Annotated in this window: 15 protein-coding genes; 6 read left to right on the top strand and 9 right to left on the bottom strand. The window is 38.4% G+C overall.

What is annotated here, in order from left to right:
* Positions 1-7 precede the first annotated feature (7 nt).
* From B3317_RS17030 to B3317_RS17010, 5 genes are read right to left on the bottom strand one after another with little or no spacing between them, the layout of a single operon-like run.
* On the bottom strand, positions 8-580 hold the full coding sequence (locus B3317_RS17030) for a PepSY-associated TM helix domain-containing protein (RefSeq protein ID WP_291113946.1): 573 nt from the start codon (positions 578-580) through the stop codon (positions 8-10).
* A complete protein-coding gene (locus tag B3317_RS17025) occupies positions 555-1091 on the bottom strand; it encodes a hypothetical protein (protein WP_291113944.1) in 537 nt (178 codons plus the stop codon). Before B3317_RS17025 ends, B3317_RS17030 begins: the two co-directional genes overlap by 26 nt.
* An 18-nt stretch (positions 1092-1109) precedes the next feature.
* The gene (locus B3317_RS17020; RefSeq protein WP_291113941.1) at positions 1110-2342 is read right to left on the bottom strand and encodes a DUF4857 domain-containing protein; all 1233 of its coding nucleotides are present in this window, start codon (positions 2340-2342) and stop codon (positions 1110-1112) included.
* A 32-nt stretch (positions 2343-2374) separates the two neighbouring features.
* Entirely contained in the window at positions 2375-3046 is a 672-nt protein-coding gene (locus B3317_RS17015) for a hypothetical protein (protein WP_291113939.1), read from the bottom strand.
* An 11-nt stretch (positions 3047-3057) separates the two neighbouring features.
* The gene (locus B3317_RS17010) at positions 3058-3933 is read right to left on the bottom strand and encodes an ABC transporter ATP-binding protein (protein ID WP_291113936.1); all 876 of its coding nucleotides are present in this window, start codon (positions 3931-3933) and stop codon (positions 3058-3060) included.
* 880 nt (positions 3934-4813) lie between these two features.
* Between B3317_RS17010 and B3317_RS17005 the strand changes: the two genes are divergently transcribed.
* From B3317_RS17005 to B3317_RS16980, 6 genes are all read left to right on the top strand, one after another.
* A complete protein-coding gene (locus tag B3317_RS17005) occupies positions 4814-6337 on the top strand; it encodes a DUF6377 domain-containing protein (protein ID WP_291113933.1) in 1524 nt (507 codons plus the stop codon).
* 229 nt (positions 6338-6566) lie between these two features.
* Entirely contained in the window at positions 6567-9542 is a 2976-nt protein-coding gene (locus B3317_RS17000) for a SusC/RagA family TonB-linked outer membrane protein (RefSeq protein ID WP_291113930.1), read from the top strand.
* 13 nt (positions 9543-9555) lie between these two features.
* Positions 9556-11076 (top strand): RagB/SusD family nutrient uptake outer membrane protein, encoded by a 1521-nt coding sequence (locus tag B3317_RS16995; RefSeq protein ID WP_291113927.1) that lies wholly within the window; start codon positions 9556-9558, stop codon positions 11074-11076.
* 14 nt (positions 11077-11090) lie between these two features.
* Positions 11091-12584: a glycoside hydrolase family 30 protein gene (locus B3317_RS16990; RefSeq protein WP_291113924.1), complete on the top strand. Its 1494-nt coding sequence runs from the start codon at positions 11091-11093 to the stop codon at positions 12582-12584.
* Between the two features lie 15 nt (positions 12585-12599).
* The gene (locus tag B3317_RS16985) at positions 12600-13925 is read left to right on the top strand and encodes a DUF5125 domain-containing protein (protein WP_291113921.1); all 1326 of its coding nucleotides are present in this window, start codon (positions 12600-12602) and stop codon (positions 13923-13925) included.
* Positions 13926-14469: 544 nt separating this feature from the next.
* The gene (locus B3317_RS16980; RefSeq protein WP_291113918.1) at positions 14470-16680 is read left to right on the top strand and encodes a glycoside hydrolase family 3 C-terminal domain-containing protein; all 2211 of its coding nucleotides are present in this window, start codon (positions 14470-14472) and stop codon (positions 16678-16680) included.
* Positions 16681-16917: 237 nt separating this feature from the next.
* On the opposite strand, the gene B3317_RS16975 is transcribed toward B3317_RS16980, so the two are convergent.
* From B3317_RS16975 to B3317_RS16960, 4 genes are all read right to left on the bottom strand, one after another.
* Positions 16918-18186, bottom strand: coding sequence for a histidine-type phosphatase (locus B3317_RS16975; protein ID WP_291113915.1), 1269 nt, complete (start codon positions 18184-18186; stop codon positions 16918-16920).
* A 22-nt stretch (positions 18187-18208) separates the two neighbouring features.
* Positions 18209-19894, bottom strand: a complete 1686-nt coding sequence (locus B3317_RS16970) for a RagB/SusD family nutrient uptake outer membrane protein (RefSeq protein ID WP_291113912.1) — start codon at positions 19892-19894, stop codon at positions 18209-18211.
* Between the two features lie 109 nt (positions 19895-20003).
* A complete protein-coding gene (locus B3317_RS16965) occupies positions 20004-22943 on the bottom strand; it encodes a SusC/RagA family TonB-linked outer membrane protein (protein WP_291113909.1) in 2940 nt (979 codons plus the stop codon).
* A gap of 257 nt (positions 22944-23200) precedes the next feature.
* Entirely contained in the window at positions 23201-24823 is a 1623-nt protein-coding gene (locus tag B3317_RS16960) for a DUF6377 domain-containing protein (RefSeq protein WP_291113906.1), read from the bottom strand.
* Positions 24824-25236: the final 413 nt, after the last annotated feature.

Raw genomic sequence — 25236 nt, 5'->3', positions numbered from 1 at the left:
TCCTTAACTATGCTAATATAACGTATATAACAGGAATTAATAACCCTAAAATAAGATACCATTTGCCTCTTCCTGCGATTCCTTTTTTACCTCTAACCATAACCAGTCCCGACAAAGCAAAAAAGATAAGGGATACGGCAAAGAAATCGCCCATAATACTCCATCCTTTTATCTTATTGTAGTGGAGTTTATTTATCCAATATACAAATTCTCTTTTTTTATATGTCTCGTAGTCGATAGTACCTTTCTTGATATTATATACCCCGACACCTCCATCAAGCATCAAGCGTAGATGCTCTTCATCTATAGGTAGTATTTTACGCAAAGGAGGGAGATCTTTCCTGTCGTCCCATGCCACAGCAAGCTCTTCTCGTGTTAGGTCGGTTGTAAGTTGGATGGTTGCTTCTTCGGTACGGAATGCAGGGTCTTTTCCATCCATGTGGTTGAGTAATATCCCTGATATGGCATAGACTAAACAAACGCCAACCATCAGAAATCCCAAATTCCGATGGATGATTCGCGCCCATTTTGTAATTTTGTTTTTAATCTTAGGATCAGATGGCGTCATAGTCTTGCCCATCCATATAATATAGCGAATAATAATCTTTGTTATGAGCCTTCATCCATTCTCGCATACTGGCTATATTATTCAATTCAGCTTGGCAAGTTTCTGCAGATCCGTCTTCCTTGAGCGCTTTCTCATTAGTATCCTTTTCCATCTGATCGATGTATTCCTTTGTCAGGCGACGTTCTTTCAGAACTCCAGTTATTTCGAGTTCGGAACCTACCAATTCGCGATTAAAACCGCCAATATTGCCTTTAGCTTCTACTCTCATCGATACGTTTCCACTTTCCCCAACGATGAAACATCTTTTTCCAGAGTGCTTACAGGTATGTGTCACATTTCCTCTTACCTTTACAGTTTTGTCAATCATTTGGTCTGCAACGGTCAACAACTCATCCAGTTTATATACTTTAGCTGTAGTTTCTGTTGTTGTGGTTTCAGCTGTTTGCTCTGCATTTTCTGATTTCTTATTTCCACATGAAATAAATAAACATGTAATAAGTGTAATAAAAAGTAACTTTTTCATATGATGATAATGTTTAATTTAATTTTTTCTGAATTTAGGTAGTATGAGTAATGCTAAAAATCCGGCTACACCTGTTATCAATATATATATAGCATTAAAGATACGTCTTTTTGTTATATTAGAGAAGCATATTCCACCAATTATTGCTAGTAATATATTCAAAACTAAGGCATAGACTCCTGTATAAAGGAATGTAGGCGTTAGATAATTGGAATCTTTACTCTCCACTGTCAGATACACTGGAAACACCCATTCTGAAACTTTATCCCATTTTCCTAGCTCACGTTGTATAAAGTGTTCGTCAAGTTGTTTCAACGAATTATTATCTAAACCATAACATTGTTTACCTTCGGGTTTTGTAATAGATACAGTCCATTCGAAAAGATTTCCCATAATGATTATCTGATCTGCCTCTATGTCGATTGGTGGTATCTCCAGTTTGAGGGTCTGATAGTTACCCACTTCATTCTGTATAATATATATATCACCTTGTTCGCTGAAAAGAAATCCGTAGAAGCGTTTGTCAGGTACTTCAAGCATAGAGAAATAAGCAATATCTATTTTGTCTCCAATACCTGTGTTTTTAATATATGGACGTCCGTTTACCATCTTCATATGAAATAGTTGTCCCTTATTGTCCAGACTGAAATACCCTTCATCGTATGGCTTTCTGGGATTAGGGTTGCCTATAAGCCAGCTGGAAGGGAAGGTGTATCCGTTTTTGCTTAGCTCTTCCTGAAATATCTGGCTTTTCGCCTCATCCACTTTATTACTTTCAGTATTGATAAACTCTATTTTATCTTTCATGCGGAATACATCATCAGGCATTGTCAGTCCTACGCGTTTAGGCATCGATTCAAACAATATATACAGTCCGTTATTTGGCGTTTTTATTTCTGCCGGGTCATACCTGAATGTAAACGATTTTGCCCTCAATATTCTGGCATTTATCTCTTGTCCTTTTATACTATCAGGTAGACGTCCATCGCTCATCAATTGACGATAATTGAGCATCGGAAGGAGTGAATCCATTTCTGAGGTAGTATAGGTATTTCCTTTTTTGTCACTCATCGGTAGCTGCTTATTCGTATAGTCTATGACAGCGAGTTCGTTAAGGATGGTACTATAATAGACAAATGGATAACGGTCTGGTTTGTAAGTAAGCTTACTTACTAGTACGGGTAGCAACCACATCATCAGAAGAGTGGTGAGGATGAGGATTGAGTAATATATTATGTTTTTATATCTCATCGTTGTTTCTTTCAAATATTTATAGAATATTTTTATTGTTTACCTTCTTTGAAACGAGTAGCAGAATAAAATGGCAATCCAAACCCAATAATAACAATGATTGCCAACACGTATAATAGCGGCAGATATGCTCCGGACTGTGCCCTGATAAAGAACAGGGCCAATATACAAATGGATATAAAAGCATTGTATATTCGTTGGCGCCAGACAGGTTCTAGACATATCCATGTAGCTAATAGATAACCTGTTAATCCGGCAATAAACCATGGGAGTGACTTCCAAAATGCTAGAATTCTTATTTCCTGAGGGTAATAAAAAGATAAACCTGTTATCAGAATAATATAAGTTATCAGGTAAATTATGACCAAAATAACAAGTCCATAACAAAGCATAGTTGAAATTATTTTTGTCTCGGGCATTGGCAAGTGTAAAGATAACTTCAATCTTTTATTTGTCATCTCAGGAACAAATTGGGCAAAAGCCAATAATAATGCAGTTAACAATGGCAACCATTGTATAATGGAAGGAAAGACGGGTGCATCTTTCAATATGATATCAGCCCATGCCTGAACAGAACCTCCGATTCGGAATGTTTGTCCGGTATTGATAAAACTATAAATTATAATTCCTGCAAAAATAGCTCCTATAAGAATTATGATCCGACGAGTCTTAACCCATTCTTTATAAAATAATGCTTGAAACATAGTCTGTCTGATTAATATTTTCCAGTTAGTCCGATAAAGGCATCTTCAAGTGAAAGTTTTTCTACTTTCAGATCACTTATTTGATATTGCGATAGTATTTTTTTTACCTCTTCATCGGAGAGAAATGAGTAAGTTTCCCATGATGAACCAATTTTTTCACTATTCCACAAGCCGTCAGCTGAAAGTATTTCCAGAACGTCCGATTTGAATCGAAATCGTCTGAAATTATCCAAGATATAGTGTGTTGGCTCATGTAGTAACAATCGCCCATAATCAAGTATCATGCAATCATCAATGAGCATTTCCATATCTTGGATAATGTGGGATGTGAGGAATATGGTTTTGTTTTCAGCTGTGGCATATTCTTTCAGATATTCAATAAACAACCTGCGATATCCCGGATCAAGTCCCATCGAAAAGTCGTCGAGGATCAACAGATCTGGGTCTTGGGCAAACAATAGACCCAAGGCGACCTGAGAGCGTTGCCCGCAAGACATAGTACTTATTGGCTGTGTTTCTGTTACTTGAAGTTTTTTGAGCAATTCGTAATATGCCTCATTTTTCCAGTTAGGGTAAAAACGACTGTAAAACCGTTCAATCTGACGGACATTGAAATAAGTGTGTTGGATATGTCCTTCTAATAAAAGGCCTATTCTGGCCTTTGTTGCAGGAGATATGTGTTCCATATCTTCGTCAAACATATAGCACTCTCCCGATCGGGGTTTCAAGTATCCATTGAGAATGTTAATGATTGTTGTCTTTCCTGTACCGTTTTTACCTAATAAACCGAGTATTTTACCTTGTTTTACGTCAAAACTCAGATTTTCATATATTAATTTATCCCCGTAATAGTGGGTGATATTATCGCATAGTATAACAGTATTCATGCTTAAAATTGCGTGTGCATTATAATTTTGTTCGCGAAGATAATAATTTATAGCTTTTTCTTCAATCGCAATATATAGTTATAATTTGCATCTGTTTTACCTATTTATAGGTATATAGAGTGGCGAATTCTTAGATAGAAGTGAATGAAAACTATATTATTGGTTAGATATAACTCAAGTCTAGAAAGCTGAAAAGTATTTATATCTGAATTATTTGATAATTGAGGGAGTCGATAAAAATATTTAATACTAAGAAATACCAGTTCTTTCAGATTTGTTATAAGACAAATTAGAGGATGTCGCAAAGACAAATAGTGTAAGATATTAAGAAAAAATAGTTTTTATTCGCTATAGGATTAGTTAACAGATTACTTAATTGAATGATTATTGAATGAGCGGATAAAGATATTTATTATTGACAGGGTAATGGTATTATCTCTTAATGCTAATATCAGTCTACGCGGTTTCCGGATAATATGTGGTGAGTCAATTGACAGAGAAAACCGCCGGATTTTCCCTATTCCTGCCAGTAGTTTTGAATACAAACACGAATTGGTTACAAAAGGGATATTAAAAATACAATCTGAATACGTTATTTTATTATTTTATCACAAATAAAAACTGGTCTGTGAGATAACAGATCGGTTTTTTATTTTCAAAACATTAATTTTATGTTTATTTAGTTATCTCTATTAACTTTGTAATTGCAAATAATAATGATTACCTTATATAAGTTTGTACAACCATCGGGAATATTATGAAAAAATGTATCCTGCTAGTCTTCTTGTTTCTCTTTTTTACAAGCACATCTTTCTCTGCAGGTAAAAAGGATTCCTTGTCCTTGAAATTAGGAAGGGCATTGGATAATAAATCCTTATATATGGAAAATAAGGAGCAGAAGATACGGGATATGAAACAGATGCTGACGCTGAGTAATCTGTCTTTAGAACAGAGGTATGATATTAATTATAAACTGAGTGAAGAATATAAAAAATATATTTCCGACTCTGCTGTACATTATAATGCAGCAAACCAGAAAATTGCAGATATTCTCGGCTCAGTGAAATTGAAGCAGGAAACAAATATGCAGTTGGCCTGGTTATACTCTACAAAGGGGATGTATATCGAAGCTAAAGAGATTTTGGATAATATAGAGAAGAAAAGTTTAGTGCCGGAATTTTTATCATACTACTATGAAAGTTATCTGGAATTTTACAGCCATTACGGGCAAAGCAATAACCACTATGAGTATTATGCTAAAAGCAGCCTTTACCGTGATACTCTCTTAACTATACTAGATCCGCAGTCTCTTAAATATCAGCTGATGTATGCTACAAAAATACTATATGAAGGCAGATCTGGCGGGAAAGAGAAAGAGCAGGCCAGAGAAGTTCTTCTATCTCTGCTGGAAAAGACTACGGATAAGAATCTGGAGCGGGCAATGATTGCATATCTTTTAGGGTATACATATAAGGATGAAGGAAATATAGAGTTACAAAAAAAATATTTTAGTATATCTGCGATAGCAGATATTGAAAACAGTATAAAAGACAATGCTTCCATGCAAAGCCTTGCACTTACTTTTTATGATTTGGGTGATATTGACGAAGCGTACCGGTTTATTCAGGCGGCAGTGGATGATGCCGTATTTTGCAATGTGCGTTATAGAGCAGTTGATGCATCGGCATTTTATCCGATAATCAATGCATCTTATCAGGAAAAGGAAAAGAAACAGAAATCGGAACTACAGACATATCTTATTCTCATCAGTATCCTTTCTGTTGTGCTTATAGCAGGTATTGTGTATACTTACAAGCAGATGAAAAGGCTGTCTATGATAAGAAAAGAGTTGTACCGTACTAATGTAAAACTGACGAAACTTAATGATGATTTGCATACTGCCAACAATAATCTGCAGGAGGCCAATCACGTGAAGGAAGAATATATTGCTCATTTCTTTGACCTGTGCTCTGCCTATATCGATAAACTTGAAGGTTACAGAAAATCTCTTAATAAGAAAGCTGCGAATAATCAGCTTGATGATTTGTTTAAGATGCTGAAGTCCACAACTATTGTAGAAAATGAACTGGAGGAGTTATATAAGAACTTCGATGCCATCTTCCTGAATATATACCCCACATTCGTCGAAGAATTTAATTCATTACTGATGCCCAACGAACAAATTCTTCCAAAATACGGTGAACTACTTAATACAGAGTTACGAATTTTTGCCCTGATACGTTTAGGTATAACGGATAGCGTTAAAATAGCCAGTTTTTTAAGATATTCGTTACGAACTGTTTACAACTACCGGACAAAAGTCAGAAACAAAGCTGCAGTTTCGCGTGACGAATTCGAAGAAATTGTTAAAAAAATTGGTACTATACAACACAAAGCAGATTAATCATTCAGTCCCAAACCAGTACTTTTTTCTTTCTCATTTTTTATCCAATAATTTGATTATTAGATTTTTAATTTTTTGATTTAGTACTTTTTTTATGAAAGAAAAGTATTGGAATTTCCGTATTTATACCTTTGGTTTGAAAAGAATCAGTTAACCTTTTTTATATTACAAAAAGTCGTTTGACCTATTCTTCATACTATGTGTATCACTAATCAATATCATGAAACTTATGAAGTATTGCTTATCAAGAAAACATTTCTTCCTTAGCTTATGTGTGATATTTGCCCTGATGCTGGCTATTCCAGCCAATGCACAGACAAATATACAAGTGAAAGGTACTGTAACCGATTCTGGTACGGGAGAGCCGCTGATTGGTGTCTCTGTTGTGCAAAAAGGAACCACCAACGGGACTGTTACGGACATTGACGGTAAATTTGAACTCGGAGTGCCTCAGGGTACTATATTGACAATCAGTTATATCGGATACAATCCGCAGGAAGTGCTTGCCAACTCGGCCCAGATTGACATTAAACTGGTTGAATCGAGCGAAGCGCTGAATGAAGTGGTTGTTATTGGTTACGGAACAGTAAAACGCAAAGACGTTACTACAGCCATTTCTACTGTCTCTACCAAAGATATTGACCAGCGGCCGATTGTTTCGGCAGGACAGGCTATTCAGGGGAAAGCCGCAGGGGTTAATGTCATCCAGCCAAATGGATCTCCGGGAGCTGAACTTTCGATCCGTGTACGCGGTACCACATCTTTCAATGCAAGCAATGACCCATTGTATGTAGTAGACGGAGTACCCGTAGACAATATCAATTTCCTTGCACCGAACGATATCGCAAGCCTGCAAATATTGAAAGATGCTTCTTCTGCAGCTATCTACGGTTCGCGTGCAGCTAATGGTGTAATTATTATTACGACTAAAGCAGGGCAAAGCGGTAATGCTAAAATAGCATTCAATGCCCAGCTGGGACTTAATAAAGTATCCAATAAAATTAAGTCGCTGAATGCTGCCCAGTATAAGGAATTGCAGGACGAAATCGGACTGGTCTCTGTACCTGACGGAACGACTGATGTAACTAACTGGTTTGATGAAGTATACAAAACCGGTATTACACAGAGCTACCAGGCATCTATTACCGATGGAACAGATAAACTGAAATATTTCGTATCTGCCGGATATCTCGATGAAAAGGGAGTATTGAATGCAGCTATGTTCAAACGCTACAATTTCAGGGCTAATATCGACAATCAGGTACGTAAATGGCTTACTCTTAGTGCGAATGTTTCTTATTCGGATAATGTAAAAAATGGAATTACGACAGGACAAGGCTCAAACAGAGGTGGCGTTGTACTTTCGGTAGTGAACCTGCCGACCAGCATTCCGATATTTAAAGATGAGGAAAACCACCTTTACAACAGATCTTTTTATGGTATGAATATCGCAAATCCAATAGAAAGTCTGGAAAATGGGAAAAATAACCGGACTAAAGAGAACCGTCTGATTGCTTCCGGTAGTCTTTTGTTTACTTTCATCCCTGAGTTGACACTGAAATCATCCTTCACTCTTGATCGTAGAAACGCTTTGGAAACCGGATTTACTCCTGTTGTCCATGCTGATGACAGAGATGACTGGGGCTCGGGTTGGGACAACCGGAATATGAATACGGTTATCACATTCGATAATATATTGACTTATTCTAAATCGTTTAACAAGCATGGTATAGAAGCTATGGCCGGTAGTTCATGGACAGATTCTGACTATAGAAATAGCTGGATAAGCGGTTCGAACTATCGCAATAACTCTATACAGACTCTGAATGCTGCAAATAAGATATCATGGACAGGTACTGGAACAGGAGCCTCTCAATGGGGTATTATGTCTTACTTTGGACGTGCAGCCTATAACTATGACAGCAAGTATCTGTTCACTGCTAATGTACGTGCCGATGGTTCTTCGAAACTACATCCAGACCACAGATGGGGTACATTCCCTTCATTCTCGGCCGCATGGCGCATATCATCGGAAGAATTCATGAACAGTGTAGAATGGCTTGACGATTTAAAACTTCGTGGAGGTTGGGGACAAACCGGAAATCAATCGGGAATCGGAGACTACGGCTATCTTCAACGTTATAATATTAGTAGAGTCGAATGGTTTAAAGAAGGTCAGGATAATGCTATTCCTACTATCAGTCAGGCAAACCTCAGAACTTCCGACCTTACTTGGGAAACTACAACACAGACAAATGTGGGTATTGACTTTACCGCTTTGAAGAGCAGACTGACAGTAAATGTCGATTATTATTACAAGAGAACAAAAGATATGTTGATGTGGGTTTCATTGCCTACCGGAGCTGCTGCCGCAAGCAGTATCCAGCGGAATGAAGGTGAAATGACAAATAAAGGATTTGAATTCTCAGTGAGTTCCCGCAATCTGGAAGGTATGTTCTCTTGGAATACCGATTTCAATATTTCATTCAATAAAAACAGGCTTGAAAAACTGGCTTTACAGCAAATCTACACAGATGGCTGGACTAGCGACGTACTTCATGAAGCAGTAGTTCGCAACGAACCGGGACGCTCTCTCGGCGGATTCTATGGATATGTGAATATGGGTGTCGATCCTGAAACCGGTGATCTGATATATGATGACAGAAACGGCGATGGAAAAATAACTTCAACTGACCGTACATATATCGGAGACCCGAATCCTGACTTCACATTCGGACTGACAAATACATTCTCGTGGAAAGATTTGAGCCTGAGCATTTTCATACAGGGTTCTTACGGAAATGATATCTATAATGCATCGAAGATAGAAACAGAGGGTATGTATGACGGTAAAAACCAGTCTACACGTGTACTCGACAGATGGAGAGTTCCGGGACAGATTACAGATGTTCCGAAAGCAAACTTTAATATAAAAAACTCTTCATACTTTGTAGAAGACGGCAGTTATCTGAGAGTAAAGGATATAAGTCTTTCATACAACTTCCGCGGTGGTATACTCAAGAAATGGGGTGTTAGTCGCCTGCAACCATACTTTACGGCGACAAACCTTATTACATGGACCAGCTATTCAGGAATGGACCCTGAAGTGAACCAATGGGGTAATAGTGGTGCTGTGCAAGGTATCGACTGGGGTACTTATCCACATAGTAAGTCATTTGTATTTGGTCTTAATGTCGAATTCTAATAAATAAAATAATATGAAAATCAAATATATATTCGGTTGTGCAATGTGCAGTCTCGCACTTCTTATAACATCCTGTGATCTGAATTATGATCCACTTGATACTTATTCGGATGTGACGGAAGGGGTTACCGAGTCCGAAAAGGAAATTGTATTCAAAGATAAGGCTGCTGTAGAAAGTCATATGACAACTATTTATAACCAGATGAGGGATCGCCAGGAGCACTGGTATCTGGATTTACTTCTGATAGCCGACTCCCATTCCGATAATGCATATGCCGGAACTACAGGTGCTGAAGTTGTTCCGTTTGAAAATAATTCTATTGAAGGATCAAATTCGGTAGTTAACCGCGACTGGGAACGTTATTTGGAAGATATTGCAAGAGCTAATAAGCTGATTGTAAACATTGATGATCCGGCAATCAGTGGTATTTCAGATTCAGAACGTGCTACATATAAAGCTCAGGCATTGATATTCAGGGCTATGGTTTATTTCGATATGGTTCGTATCTTCGGTAGTGTACCTTTGATTACAACTGTAGCCGGTGATATCACTTCTGAAACAGTTGGAGAAGTATATCCTGAATATTTCCCATCCCAAAGTACAGAGGAAGAGGTATATGCACAGATTGAAAAAGATTTGTTGGAATCACTTGCTGCTGCTCCGGACAACAATCCGGATAATAAGACGTTATTTACAAAATCAGTTGCGCGCACCTTATTGGCCAAAGTATATGCAGAGAAACCTTTAAGAAACTATGATAAAGTAGTACAATATTGCGATCTGGTAACATCGGACGGTTTTGACCTTGTAGGTGATTTCAGTGACTTATTCGGTATGAATGATACCAATACTGATGCAAAAATGCGTAATACAAAGGAATCTATACTTGAAGCCCAGTTTTTCCCCGGTAGTGGCAACTGGGTTACATGGATGTATGGCCGTGACATCGTCAACTGGAATAATAACTTCACATGGGCTAAATGGATTACCCCGTCGCGTGACCTTATCAAACTGTACACAAGTGAGGGTGATGAAATACGTTATAATCAATCTGTTGTGTATTATAAATGCGATTGGAGCAACTACTATCCGAAAGATAACTATCCGTTTATGTATAAATGCCGCTCAGCTTATAGCAGTATCATTAAATTCAGATATGCAGATATACTTCTGCTCAAAGCAGAGGCCTTAATTATGAAAAGTAGTCCCGACCTGAGTACTGCAGCCAATATCATCGATAAGATACGTCAGCGTGCAGGGCTTGCAAAATTGTCTTCTACTGTACGTAGTAATAAAGATGCAATGGAGGAAGCATTACTGAAAGAACGCCGTATGGAACTTGCTTTCGAAGGTCAGCGCTGGTTCGACCTTGTGCGCCTTAACAAAGTAGAAAGCGTAATGAATGCGGTATATGCAAAAGATTCGGGCCGCAAAGCGCAGATATATCCTTTCAACCAAGATTCATACAGGCTTCCTGTACCTCAGTCAAAAATAGACCAAAATCCCAATCTGGTACAGAATCCGGGTTATTAATAAAGATAAAAGACATGAAATATAGCTTTAAAAATTTGATACTGGCAATTTGCCTTTTAAGCTCGATATTAACCGCTTGCGGCAGTAATTCGGACGGACCGGAGATAACCACTCCCGAAGAGCCGGCAAATGGAGATGTGACAATATATGTGACAACAAATTCCCGTTCTCTCGATTTTGCCCGGAAAGTCGTTGATTTCGGTAGTGGCAGCAATATGTCGCCTACTTCAATAACCCTGGACCCTACCAAGCGCTACCAGACTATGGATGGCTTTGGTGCTGCCATCACAGGTTCTTCAAGTTTCAACCTGCTAAAGATGACGCAGGACGATAGGACAAAGTTTTTGAAAGAAACCTTTTCCGAAACGGAAGGTATGGGACAAAGCTATGTTCGTATAGCAATAGGTTGTTCGGATTTTTCACTGAGCGAATACACTTGTTGTGATACTCCGGGTATTGAAAACTTTGCCTTACAGTCTGAAGAACTGAATTATGTGATTCCTGTTTTGAAAGAAATACTGGCAATCAATCCGAATATCAAGATACTAGGTTCTCCATGGACTTGTCCGCGCTGGATGAAAGTAAATAACCTCAGCAGCCTGCAACCATATAACTCATGGACAAGCGGACAACTGAATCCGGCTTATTATCAGGATTACGGAACATATTTTGTGAAATGGATTCAGGCTATGGCTTCTAACGGGATAAAAGTGGATGCTGTTACTCCTCAGAACGAGCCGTTGAACAGGGGGAATTCAGCTTCTTTATTCATGGGTTGGGAAGAGCAGCGCGATTTTGTGAAGACGGCATTAGGCCCACAATTGAAATCTGCCGGGTTGAATACAAAAATCTATCTGTTCGACCACAACTACAACTATGATAACATGAGCGACCAAAATGACTATCCTGTAAAAATATATGATGATGCCATGGCTTCCGATTATGTTGCCGGTGCTGCATATCACAACTATGGCGGAGACAGGTCGGAACTTCTCGATGTACATGATAAATATCCGAACAAAGAGCTGATTTTTACAGAAACATCTATCGGGACATGGAACGATGGACGTAATTTGTCCCTCAGACTAATGGAAGATATGCGCGAAGTGGCTCTGGGTACTATCAACAACTGGTGTAAAGCAGTTATAGTATGGAATCTGATGTTGGATACAGACAAAGGTCCTAACCGCGACGGAGGTTGCCAGACTTGCTACGGAGCAGTAGATATTGACCGTTCCAACTACAAGACAATAACTAAAAATTCACATTATTATATCATCGGGCACCTTTCGTCCGTAGTGAAACCGGGTGCAGTAAGAATAGGCACTACAGGTTACTCGGCTTCGAGCATTATGTATTCGGCTTTCGAAAATACAGATGGTACATATGCCTTTGTATTGCTTAACGAACTATCGGAAGCAAAGAAGATTACAGTGAGTGATGGAACAAATTATTTCAGTTATGAAGTTCCTGCCAAATCGGTTGTTTCATATCGTTGGAAAAAATAATAAATCGAATAAATCATGAAAAAATATATCTATCTATTAATAATCTTATCAGGTTTTGTATTCCTGAATTCATGTTCGGACGATGATGAGCAGGGACCGGGAAATCCGGTTATAGAGCCTAAAACCGAATTTGGCAGCGCCATGTTTGGAGATAGTCTTCCATTTTCTATGGCTGTATCGGACGATGTACCACTTTCTACACTGAAAGTCCGCCTTTATTTTAGTGATGAACTTGTTTCGGAAGAAGTAATCCGGACGAAGACAAATGGAGAATATTCGGGGAAAATCTATATTCCGTATTATGCGAATATACCGGATGGAACAGCTATATTAAAATTTGTACTGCAAAATACCAGCCTTACTATTTCCGAGAAATCATATGAATTATCTCTGACCCGTCCCGATTTCCCATACCTTACTTTAGTATCGGGCGAAACAGAGTATCGTATGGAGCGTACAGGCTTGTATCAGTATGAAGCAAAGGAAACTTTCCCGATGAAAGTTCCGGGCTATATTAAGGCTCCGGCTGTGGGGAACTATGGGAATGAAATCTCTTTCGGTTGGGAAGACAATGCAATAACTCAAGGTTCGGTTTCTACCATTCCGTTCTCTAACTTTCCGGGAGAGTATGCTATCGAATTCAATACATACAATTATGAAGCATCTCCGTTTATTGTAGCTTATACTGTAAATGGTACTGTAATGGAACGGATTGACGACAGTAATTATAAAGTGGAAATGAATCTTACAAAAGGTCAGGAAATCACTGTGGACGGTATTGATAATTTTAGCGACTGGTGGATTGACCAGGATTTCTTTACTAAAGATGCCGACGGAAACCTTACATTTGCTCCTATCGATGGCAAATACCGTATTACAGCGAATTTTGACTTACAATATCTGAGAGTTGAGGCAATGATTGGCAGCAGTCTGGCTACTTTACAAAGCGATGGAACAGGTGCAATCTGGATTATAGGAGATAATATCGGAAAGCCTTCTGTTGCAACAAATCTTGTTGGCTGGAATACAGCGAGTGGCCTTTGCTTAGCTCCTGTCGGAGGTAAGAAATATCAGATAACTGTTGTTGCCGGAAAATCCATAACAGCAGAAAGTATCAACTTCAAATTCTTCCATCAGAGAGACTGGGGAGGCGAGTTTGGCGGTGATGATATAACTACAACAAGTGATATCGTATTTATCGGTAATGGCACGAATGGACGCGATTCCGGTAATCTGGGAATAGTAGAAGGAAAATCATTGGAAAAAGATGCAACCTATGTGTTTACGGTTGATCTGTCTGCCGGAAATGATAATGCAGTGCTGACTGTTGTAAAAAAATAATATATACCATTAGGGAATCTGAGGTTTTATTATGCGTGAGCCTGGGAAATAAGGATAACAGGCTCACGTTCTTTTTTTTACTTTAGGAATAATATTTATTTAAGATCTATAGTAAAGTAGATTTCGTTTATCTATAGTAATGAGCTGATAGCTTTTAGCCATTAGCTTATAGTATTCTTTGAAAAGTTGATTAGTAAATTTGTAAATTAGCATATTAGCAAATGAGTGAAAATATTGTAACCTTTGTAACCTTTTTTAATAGTTACAAGTTACTTCGCCCTGCGGACAGTTACGAGTTACAAGTTTTGTCGCTTCGCGCCATTGGCAAATTGGCAAATTTACGAATCGGCACATTAGTTTTCTGTTACCTTTGTTACCTTTTAACAAGTAATAAGTTGATAGCTATAAGAGATACGAGTAGACGAGTAAACAAGATACGAGGCGTTAACTGATGACTGTTGACTGATAACTGCAAAAACTGTTACTTCTGTTACTTTTTAACAATAGACATATAATTCGATCATCATAATTTAAAATAACATATATGAAACTCAAAATTATTATGCTGGCTGTAATGTGCATAGGTGTGATGCACTTATCCGCTCAGCAATTACCTGTTTATCTGGATGAGACGAAGCCCATCGAACAGCGTATCGAGGATGCTTTGTCACGTATGACACTGGAAGAAAAAGTAGCAATGTGCCATGCCCAGTCTAAGTTTAGTTCTGCCGGTGTGTCTCGTTTAGGCATTCCCGAAAACTGGATGACTGATGGCCCACACGGTATCAGAGCTGAAGTGTTTTGGGATGAATGGAATCAGGCCGGATGGACTAACGACTCATGTATTGCATTTCCTGCACTGACCTGTCTGGCTGCTACATGGAGTACAGATATGTCGTTGCTGTATGGTAAAGTAATCGGTGAAGAGGCCCGCTACCGCAATAAAAATGTTTTGTTGGGACCAGGAGTCAATATTTACCGCACGCCGTTGAATGGAAGGAATTTTGAATATATGGGTGAAGACCCTTTTCTTACTTCAAAGATGGTGGTTCCATATATCCATGGTGTACAGGCAAACGGTGTAGCTGCATGTGTGAAGCATTTTGCTCTGAATAATCAGGAAATTGACCGCCATACAGTAAATGTGAATGTTGATGACCGTACATTGTATGAAATCTATCTTCCGGCATTTAAAGCTGCCGTACAGGAAGGCCAGGCTTGGGCGATAATGGGAGCATATAACAAATATAAAGGTGAATGGGCTTGTCACAATCAGTACTTGCTGAACGATATACTTCGTGGAGAATGGGGTTTTGATGGTGTTGTCGTTTCCGATTGGGGTGGCGTAAACAATACTATGCAGTCCATTTATAATGGACTGGATATGGAATTCGGTACATGGACCGACGGATTAACCGATGGTATAAGTAACGCTTACGACAACTATTACCTGTCAAAATCATTCCTTAAGCTGCTCAAATCGGGAGAAGTAAAAGAGGAGGTAGTGGATAAGAAAGTAAGGAACATACTTCGTCTTGCCTTTCGTAGCACAATGAATACCAAGCGACCTTGGGGTTCGTTCGGAACACAAGAACATGCACTTGCCGGGCGCAAGATAGCAGAAGAAGGTATCGTACTGTTACAAAATAAAAACAATGTACTTCCTATCGATCTGGCGGAGGTGAAAAAAGTAGCGGTAATAGGGGAGAATGCAATAAAGGTAATGACAGTAGGTGGAGGTAGTTCCTCTCTGAAGGCTAAGTATGAAGTATCTCCGCTTGAAGGTATTAAGAATCGTATCGGCTCACAGGCAGAAGTGATTTATGCAAGGGGCTATGCAGGTGAAAAATCGGGCGCACAGGATGGTTTGGGTACCGGACAGGATATCAGTGACAACCGCTCCGAAGCTGAACTGATTGTAGAGGCTGTAAAGGTAGCTAAGGAAGCCGATGTTGTGATTTTTGTAGGAGGATTGAATAAAAACGATGGCCAGGATTGTGAAGGAAACGATCGCTCAAGTTTGGGTTTACCATACGGGCAGGATAAGGTAATTGCAGAACTGGCTAAAGCAAATAAAAATCTGGTGGTAGTCAATATCTCGGGGAATGCCGTGGCAATGCCATGGGTGAATGAAGTTCCTGCTATTATGCAGGTATGGTATCTGGGCACCGAAGCCGGAAATGCAATAGCTTCCATTCTTGTTGGTGACGCAAACCCATCAGGCAAACTTCCATTCACTTTCCCTGTAAAATTAGAGGATAATGGAGCCCACAAACTAGGTGAATATCCGGGCAATGGAGAAGAGACATACAACGAAGGCATTTTTGTTGGATATCGTTGGACGGAAAAAGAGAAAATCAAGCCTTTGTTTGCATTCGGTCATGGGTTGAGCTACACAACCTTCTCGTATGGAAAAGTTGTAGCAGATAAAAAGGAAATGACAGTATCGGATAAAATATCTTTTACAGTGAATATTAAGAATACAGGTAATCGTGAGGGTTCAGAGATCGTCCAGCTTTATATAAGCGACCTGAAATCATCCGTTGTCCGTCCTGTAAAAGAATTAAAAGGATTTCAGAAAGTAAGCCTTAAACCGGGAGAGGAGAAAGCGGTTACCATTATAATAGACAAAGCCGCTTTGAGTTTCTTTGATGCAGATAAGCACGATTGGGTTGCCGAATCGGGCGATTTTGAAGCGCTTATTGGAGCTTCTTCTTCTGATATCAAGGCTAAAACAGGTTTTTCTTTAAGATAGATCATAAGCTTGGTTATTTAACAAAGCTCAAATTTTTTCTAATGCGAAGGAGTCTCAGTACTATGTTGAGACCCCTTTATTTAGAGGCCTTTCTTTTCATATCTTTTAAATAAATCTAAAATAATATTTCAGGGTAAACCAGAATAGACCAAAGAGATTTAGGCTTCGGTCTATTCTTCTTTTCTCAATATTAAAGTTAATCAATAAGCTTCACAGCTTTTTCTTTATGTTCTTTGATTATTTCAAAAGAGATTCATAATAGGCTTTTACATCAGTCCAATTATAAAAGGGGGCCATATCTGTTTCGATCGGCGGCACTAATATTTCCTTTTCGTGAAGAAGGAATTTAACCAGAATATCATCCGATTTAGGCTTGCGGTAAAATATGATCTGTATATTACCCGCCATAGGTGCTACTTTAAAATCACTCCATGCTTTATAATACTCGTCAGGATTGGATACGCTGTTGTAACACCCATCAAGGTGTAAAAGCATCGCTAGCGGGATGATGTTGCCATCGTGGGCAAAGCGCAGGTCTGCCCCTTTTCCATTAGTTGATATAATATAACTGGCATTTTTCAATATATCTTTCAGAAGAGGTTTGCAGTTTTCAAACATCAGACCGCCATTTATTGCTCCATTAGCGTCATTGACATATAATTTGTAGTTCTTGCATTGCCAGAGATCAAAAAGTTCCTGTTTCTCAAATATATCATAGAAAGACAGATCGGTTTCTATATTTTGCATTCCTCCTGCAATATAAAAGAGTTGCCACATTGTCTCTTCCGGATTTATATTTTTGTAGATGTAATCTTTATCCGAAAAAAGAGAATTGATTAAACGTGTTGGCTTTACATGTTCCTGTTGAAATTTACGGTGTTGCTCACGCCATGTATATTTTGCAGAACGAAATTCAATTGCTTCTTTAGTATGATGATTCAGATAATTTTGCCACTTCATACCCGAATTGCGCTCGATCTGTATAGAAGGGTTCAATTCTTTCAGCCGCTCGCAAAAAGCATCCATACTGAGTACGCAACGAACAACGGTAGTTGCACAAGCCGTATATTTTCCATCTTTGGAAAAAACCTGAGGGTTGGCTATATACATGCGTTCGGCAATGCCTTTATGTTCCCGTATTCCCAAAGGTGAAAGATCCCCTCCTCTAAGTTCAGCTTCCTCCCATACTTGTTGTAAGCGGATATAAACATCTTTACCTAAATCAGTTAATACATTATTATTATAGGCATCTTCAAAACGATCGAGGATATCCTTATAGTCACTGTCACTTATCAGGTACCGGGACCCATGACGGCCAAAGTGGCTTATATAGAACGGTTCGTATCCTTTTGGCGGTGTTGTATAAGGCCTGATTTCCTTCGCCGGATAAGCATAATATACCCCTGCAGTTTTCTCCAGAGTAGCAAACAATTCTTCTTTTGATGTTTGTGAAAATGCAGAGACAAAGGCTGCAAATGACAGTAACAGTAGGTAAATTCGTTTCATTCTTTTTATCTCTTTATATACTTTATTTATAATCAGGGTTCTGTGTCAGATAAGGATTAACGGTAAATTCTTCCTGAGGTATAGGAAATAACTTATACTTGTCATCCACATCTTTTCCGACATAGTTTCCTGCTTTACCGTCGCTACCTTTCCAGTCCCAGTTATGATTTTTTGTAAATTTATTGAAACGGATCAGGTCTGTACGACGAATCAGTTCAGTATACAGTTCGCGCCCTCTCTCATCTAATATAAAGTCCAAATTTAATTCAGCCTCTGTAATTCTCCCCGAAGCATCATTTCCGTAACTTCCCGACATGTATGCCCTGTCTCTGATCTCATTTACATAGTCAAGAGCTTCGCTTTTGCTTCCGCCGCCGCCTCTTAATATAGCTTCCGCGGCCATCAGATAAGCATCAGCTGTTCTAAACATAGGATAATCAATCGATGAGTATACTGTGCCGCCTTCGGCTAGTTCCGAACCGTCGGCTTTTACATTACGCCATTTGATACATGCATATCCATTGGTAAATGTTCCTTGAAAATCTTTTCCATCTACCCATGTTTCTTTAGTGTGCCCTACGCTAAAGAATTGAGCTCTTTTATCTTTTTTGTTATTTCCCCAGATATCGTTTACGTCGAATGTCTGGTCACCGCTTTTGAACAGGTCTACTAATTGGGTAGTAACGCGGGCATTCCCCCATCCTCTGGTTCCGACTCCCGTTTTCAGATAGCTGTTTATATTTCCGTTCATCAATGCTTTTACATAAAAATTAGTTCCTGCGCTGCTTTGTGCATAATCAGCATCCTGTACCAGATGCCAGATGATCTCGGAGCATGTATTATTATCTGCCAGAAAGATATGACGATAGTCTGATGCCAACGGATAAGCCTTGCTGTCTATTACCATTTTAGCGTATTTGTATGCTTTCTCATATTCTTTTCTACCTACATACACATCTGAATTCAAATAGATACGTGCGAGTAAAAACCATGCGGCTACCTGATCTATACGCCCGTATTGATTTGTTTTCGATGTCTTTAGCAGTGGTAATACTGTTTCTAATTCGCTTACTGCGTAATCATAAATTTCAGCTCTTGTTTTTTGGTGAGGCAGGGTTCCCACTACCATTGTTTCTTCAATAAACGGTCCGGACCCGTACAGATCACATATCATACTATAGCAATATGCCCTGATAAACCGGGCTTCAGCCACATAATACCGGTATTCGTCCTTCAGTTCGTCGTAAACACCTCTTTCTTTCAGTTTATCCTCTGTACATTCACGTATAAATTCGTTACAGTAGTTTATAGTCATATATAAACGATAGTAAGGATATTTGATAATTGAGGTAGACGGGTTCCAGTTTACATAGAGCAGATCCCGTGAACCCTGGCTGCTACCTGCATGTAAGATAATTTCATCAGATACTGTCGTTTGCAGATAGAATAATGCACGGGTATATCCGCTATACCCTTCGTCGATACCACCTACATCTCCGTCACCGCCGTCACCGCCTTTTTGTCCGGTCTGAATAAGTGATGCATAACATTTAGCTATTACACCTTTGTATCCTGCGGCTGTTTCGTACACATCTTTTGCAACTAATTGGTTCTTATCCAGAGGCTGTGTGTCGAGGTCTCCCAGACAGGAAGAAAGCATGCTGCAACAGGCAATCAGAATTGATATGATTAATATATTTGATTTCATACTATAATTTTGTTTTTAATGGATGTATGGAAACTCGCATGACAAAATTATCCTGTACTTTGGTGAATCGTGATTCATGCTCGTTTTCATATGATAATTTGTTTTTATATTAAAAGTTTAGGTTTAAACTGAAAGAATACATTCTCGGACGCTGGTATGAGTTACGGTCGATGCCCGAAAATATTTCAGGATCGATGCCCGAATAGCCTGAAATGAGAGCTACATTCTGTACATTAAATGCCAGTCGCAAAGAAGTTTTGTCATTCCATAGTTTTGAGAAAGAATATCCCAGCGTGATATTGTCTATCTTGAAGAAATCTCCTTTTTCCAGAAAATAATCTGAAAATTTACGGGACTGCGTGAATCCTGTTTTCAGAGTCGAACTCATAATATTACCAGATGTATTGCCATCTGCACTATAAAGTTTGTCAAATGAATCTCTTGCTGCCTGATAGTTGAAAACGTAGTGTCCGAATCCTCCATGTGCATTTGCTCCCAAATCCCAGTTCTTGTATGATATACGGGTCGAAAGGCCGTAGAAATATGGCATATGTGAACTCTTTCCTGTCATGTATTTATTTACGTCTGATTCGCTTGTTACAATATCCCCGTTCAGAGCCACATATTTTCCGTCCAGAGGGTTGCCATTATCATCATATGCCTGTCTCAGTAAGAAATAAGTGTAAGGTGTTTCTCCGACTTTATGTCTTTGAACATAGTCCCTGTCGCCAATGCTACCTGCATTTATTGAATTATCTTCGCTGTCTATTGTATTCAGTTTGGTGATTTCCGATGCATTCCATGTAAAGTTTCCTCCTATCGACCATTCCCAATCGCGGGTTTTGACAGGTATTGCCGATACAGCAAACTCTATTCCTTTATTTTTCATGTTCCCGATATTGGTATCTATTTTGTTTGTATAGTTACTACCGGCCGGAACATCGATGAAATTCAACAGATTCTTTGTACGGCGGGTGTAAATATCGATACTACCAGATATGCGGTTATTAAGGAAGCCATAATCTATCCCCAGATTGTAGGTCGTGGTTGTTTCCCATTTGATAAGAGGATCATAACCATTAGGTCTGTAAAGCGTTATCCATTCGTTGCCAAACATATATCTGGAAGCATCATATGAAGTGGTATAGGTTCCCAGATGCTGGTAATACGAACCTATGTCTTGCTGTCCTGTTTGTCCGTAACTAAGTCGTAGTTTAAGGTCCGACAAAGCCTTGATATCTTTAAGGAAGGATTCTTCAGACAGGCGGTATGCCAGTGCTGCAGAAGGGAAATATCCCCACCGGTTATTTTTCGCAAAGCGGGAAGAGGCATCGGCACGTAGAGTCGCTGTTAAAAGTATCTTTTGGGCATAGGAATAATTAAGACGTCCATAAAAAGATAATAGATATAATTCTGCTTCTCCTGTAGTGGGGTCGCCATATACTTCGCCTTTCGAATCATAGGTTGTAGCAGCATTTCTATACCAGAAGCGTTGCCAGCCATAACCGCCCATTGCGCTGATACTATGGTTTTTCTGGAAGTCCCTTTTGTAATTTGCATACAAATCTATCAGGTAATTCCTGTTTTCATTTTTTGAAGTATATGACTTTCCTGACCCGTCCTGCATATGCGAAACATACATAGATGGCGCATTGTTGGGAATGGACTCGTCATAATCATCTACCCGGACATCATAACCCAAGTTTGCATGTAGAGTAAGATCTTCAAATCCATGTATTTTATAGTTTGCTGCCAGATTTCCTGTCGAACGCTTGTTCTTCTGGAATTTATCTGTTAGCATCAAATCCGCAACAGGGTTGCTACCTGCTTTTGTAATCGGATTGCCATTATCATCCATCCACATGAAGTATCCCAGTCCGACATTGTTCGGGTAATTTACATGTACAGGACGTGTAGGATCGAATGTGGAAGCACTTCCTACTGTCCCGCTGGATACAGGATTTTCATTTTCTATACTACCTTTAATGTTAATATCAAGGGATAAGTGTTTGTTGAAAAATTGCGGGGCAAATCCTACTCCAAGACTGAGGCGTTCATAATTATTTTCTTTGACAATTCCATTTTGATTATAATAACCGAACGATATGCGATAGGGGATATCAGCGACAGCTCCTGTAGCCGATAAATTATGGTCTGTACCAAAGGCAGTTCTGGATACTTCCTTCTGCCAATTTGTACTGACATCGCCAAGCATATAGCCATCAGGTACATTATTGGCATGTTCCTTAAATGTTTTTCTGTAAGTATCGGCATCTAATACATCCAAATACTTTACGACCTGGCTGATAGTGAAACTTCCACTATAATTCAGATTGACTTTTCCTTTTGTTTGACTACCTTTCTTTGTGGTAATGATAATCACTCCATTTGATGCCCGGGAACCATATATGGCGGTTGCGGATGCATCTTTGAGTACTGTGAACGACTCTATGTCGGCCGGATTGATAGAGCTGATAGATGTACTCCGGACCGGCACTCCGTCTATAACCAGTAACGGATCGTTCGATGCAGATAATGAAGCTCCCATCCGTATGCGTATAGTACCTTCGTCTCCCGGTGCACCGGAACCCGGTGTTACGCTAACTCCTGCAATTTTACCTACTAATGCATCTTTGGCCGTTAATACCTTTCCTTTACTAAGTTCGTCCGGTTTGAATGTCGTAAGTGAACCTGTAACGTCCCCTTTCTTTACTTGTCCGTAGCCGATAACGACCACTTCATTAAGCATTTCCTGATTCTCAAGAAGGACTATTGAAAATTTATTCTTGCCATTGACCGGGATTTCCTGGGCTTCGTAGCCGATGAAGCTGACTGCTAAGATTGCATTCGATGGAACATTAAGTTTAAAATAACCGTCAACATCCGTAACTGTTCCGTTTGTGGTGCCTTTTACCAATATGCTTGCACCGATAACAGCTTCTCTCTGGTCATCAACCACCTTACCTTCTATAAAGATATTATTTGTTGTCTGTGCATAAGTACTGGAATGAATCAGGATACTCAGGAGGAGGATGAATATCTCTTTCATCGGTCTTCTTTTAGATTTGCATTTCATGGTTTTTTAATAATAGATTTAGTTAAACATCTCAGCTAAAGTATCTGCATTAATAGTATTTTTTAGCTGAGTTTACAAAAACAAAGCTATTATCCATCAATCCATATTTTATATGTAGGGAGATATGTAGAGTAGATTTGTGTAAATTTTAGTTTGCTTTAATTCAGTCCTTTATGGTTGTTTTGTGAAAGAAAAAAAGTAGATAAGAGTGTAGCTTAAAGGAGATTTTATTAGCCTATTTGTTGGATTGAATTAGCAAAATCATCTTTTGATACAGCGAGTTTATTATGTATTTTCAATTTGTAGTTATATACAGTTTGAGGGGAATAATGAAGAAAGCTTGCAATTTTACTACTATCGTTAATACCTAGCCGAATGAGTGCAAATACCCTGAGTTCGGGAGTCAGTATATCATCGCTTTTAGGGGTAATGTGCTCGTCCTCCTTCAATAAGGCATTGAATTCATCAACGAAATTCGGATAGAGGTTTAAGAAGATTATATCGAAATTTCTGAAAAACTCTTTTAATTCATCTGATACTAATGATGTTGAACTGGTTGTCTTTAATGCGTCATCTATTTTTCCTGTTTTTAATTTTCTGTTTACATTGATACGATAAGTTTCCATTTTATCAATGTAACTGGAGCACAAGTTGAAGACATAGCCAATATATTCTTCTTTGACCAGGTTAGATTCAGAAAGCTTCTTGTTGAGGCCGTTAAGCTCTGTATTCATTTGCTTTACCTCTTCATACATATCTTTTATACGCTTTCGGGCTTGAGATAGTCTTGTAAGCTGTTTATATATGTATACCAGGGAAATGATAAGTATAGCCGATAATATGGAGATAAGGACGAGATACTTCTTTAAATTGCTTTTTTCCTGTGTTGCTTTCTTGTCATATGCGGCTACTATGATCGGTAATGTTTCGGATATTTCTAATGTTCTGAAACGGGCTTTGCTGAAAGTAGCATCTTCCATCGAACATTTAATATATGAATATGCCCTGTCCAGGTCTCCTTCCTTATATAAGATTACGGCAAGTTTTCGTAAGGAAATATAGCTTTTAACCGCTCTCCTAAGATCTGAAGTCGCTGAAATTATCAGATATTTTTTTTGCTGTTCGGTATTTCCTAACTTTTCATAGATATCGGAGAGTCCATATGCCAATGATCCAACTATTGATTCATTGTTTTTGTTTTCTTTATAACATTTTGTCATTAGCGATAAGGCCTCATCGTATCGTCCTAATTCAACCAGTTTGCCGTTTTCTACAAGAAGGTATCCTAGTGATTTAGGATCGTTTACCTGTAGAAGGGAATCTTTGTATTGGCTAACTAAATGTCCATAATGACTTTTTTCATTTTGTGCTAATGAATTTTCGAATAATAAAGAATAGGTAGAATGGTAAAAATGATAGTAATAAGGCATCTGATCTTCATCCAGACCATTTCTATTTATTTTATCTGCAATATTGAAAGCCTCTTTATACATACCCATTATACCGAGAATCTCCGCGATATTCATACTTGCCGTATATTGATATTGTATATTTCCGATGTTGAGGGCTATGTCATACTTTTTAGTTGCCATAAAAAGAGCCGAATCCATATTGTAGTTCCTGTACTCTCTGTAAAGACGATGATAAATTTTATGAGACTCTTCAGCATTCGAAGCCTGAGTAAGCTTTGCTTTAAGACTATCTATTCTCAATTCTTTTATCATATTATATTGAGACCTGTTTTTTATGGTCAGGTCCAATTCATAGAGAAGAGAGTCCAATTGGCTTTTTGCTCCAGATACAGATAATATGGAAAGACAAAGAAATAGAAGTAAACTAATAAAATGTTTCATACACTATATGCTGGCTAAAAGATGTATAAAAATAATATTTATTTAATTTTTTATCTAAATTTTCTTATGAAAACAACTAATAAAATAAAATATATTAGAAAATAGAAAGGTATCTTATAAAACGTTTTTGGTTCCTTTGGTGGCATTGGGAAAAAGGAACACAAGTAATCTTTGATCGCGTGTAACAGAAAACAATCGAACGTTTTTATTTAATAGTAAACTTTCAGTTACAATTGATATTGATTGTTGAACTTTAAATTAATAGGGTTAATGTTTATTTCATGATTTTAATCCAGATTTAACCCGTTAATTAACCCTGATCTTTCAATATTTGAACAAAAAATATCAAATAGAATTATAATTAATCTAAACGCGAAATACACCTTAAATCTTATTAATATATAATGTGTAAA

Origin of the sequence: Dysgonomonas sp. UBA7710 (genome assembly GCF_002482385.1) — a bacterium.
Lineage (GTDB): Bacteria > Bacteroidota > Bacteroidia > Bacteroidales > Dysgonomonadaceae > Dysgonomonas.
The sequence above is the reverse complement of the archived record's forward strand: the minus strand, read 5'-3'. Positions and strand labels throughout refer to the sequence as shown.

Excerpts from the sequence above, each read along its gene's own strand:
- B3317_RS16995 (WP_291113927.1), top strand. The coding sequence starts at position 9,556 with ATGAAAATCAAATATATATTCGGTTGTGCAATGTGCAGTCTCGCACTT.
- B3317_RS17020 (WP_291113941.1), bottom strand. The coding sequence starts at position 2,342 with ATGAGATATAAAAACATAATATATTACTCAATCCTCATCCTCACCACT.
- B3317_RS16980 (WP_291113918.1), top strand. The coding sequence starts at position 14,470 with ATGAAACTCAAAATTATTATGCTGGCTGTAATGTGCATAGGTGTGATG.
- B3317_RS17010 (WP_291113936.1), bottom strand. The coding sequence starts at position 3,933 with ATGAATACTGTTATACTATGCGATAATATCACCCACTATTACGGGGAT.
- B3317_RS16970 (WP_291113912.1), bottom strand. The coding sequence starts at position 19,894 with ATGAAATCAAATATATTAATCATATCAATTCTGATTGCCTGTTGCAGC.
- B3317_RS16985 (WP_291113921.1), top strand. The coding sequence starts at position 12,600 with ATGAAAAAATATATCTATCTATTAATAATCTTATCAGGTTTTGTATTC.
- B3317_RS17025 (WP_291113944.1), bottom strand. The coding sequence starts at position 1,091 with ATGAAAAAGTTACTTTTTATTACACTTATTACATGTTTATTTATTTCA.
- B3317_RS17030 (WP_291113946.1), bottom strand. The coding sequence starts at position 580 with ATGGGCAAGACTATGACGCCATCTGATCCTAAGATTAAAAACAAAATT.
- B3317_RS16990 (WP_291113924.1), top strand. The coding sequence starts at position 11,091 with ATGAAATATAGCTTTAAAAATTTGATACTGGCAATTTGCCTTTTAAGC.
- B3317_RS17005 (WP_291113933.1), top strand. The coding sequence starts at position 4,814 with ATGGAAAATAAGGAGCAGAAGATACGGGATATGAAACAGATGCTGACG.
- B3317_RS17015 (WP_291113939.1), bottom strand. The coding sequence starts at position 3,046 with ATGTTTCAAGCATTATTTTATAAAGAATGGGTTAAGACTCGTCGGATC.
- B3317_RS16965 (WP_291113909.1), bottom strand. The coding sequence starts at position 22,943 with ATGAAAGAGATATTCATCCTCCTCCTGAGTATCCTGATTCATTCCAGT.
- B3317_RS17000 (WP_291113930.1), top strand. The coding sequence starts at position 6,567 with ATGAAGTATTGCTTATCAAGAAAACATTTCTTCCTTAGCTTATGTGTG.
- B3317_RS16975 (WP_291113915.1), bottom strand. The coding sequence starts at position 18,186 with ATGAAACGAATTTACCTACTGTTACTGTCATTTGCAGCCTTTGTCTCT.
- B3317_RS16960 (WP_291113906.1), bottom strand. The coding sequence starts at position 24,823 with ATGAAACATTTTATTAGTTTACTTCTATTTCTTTGTCTTTCCATATTA.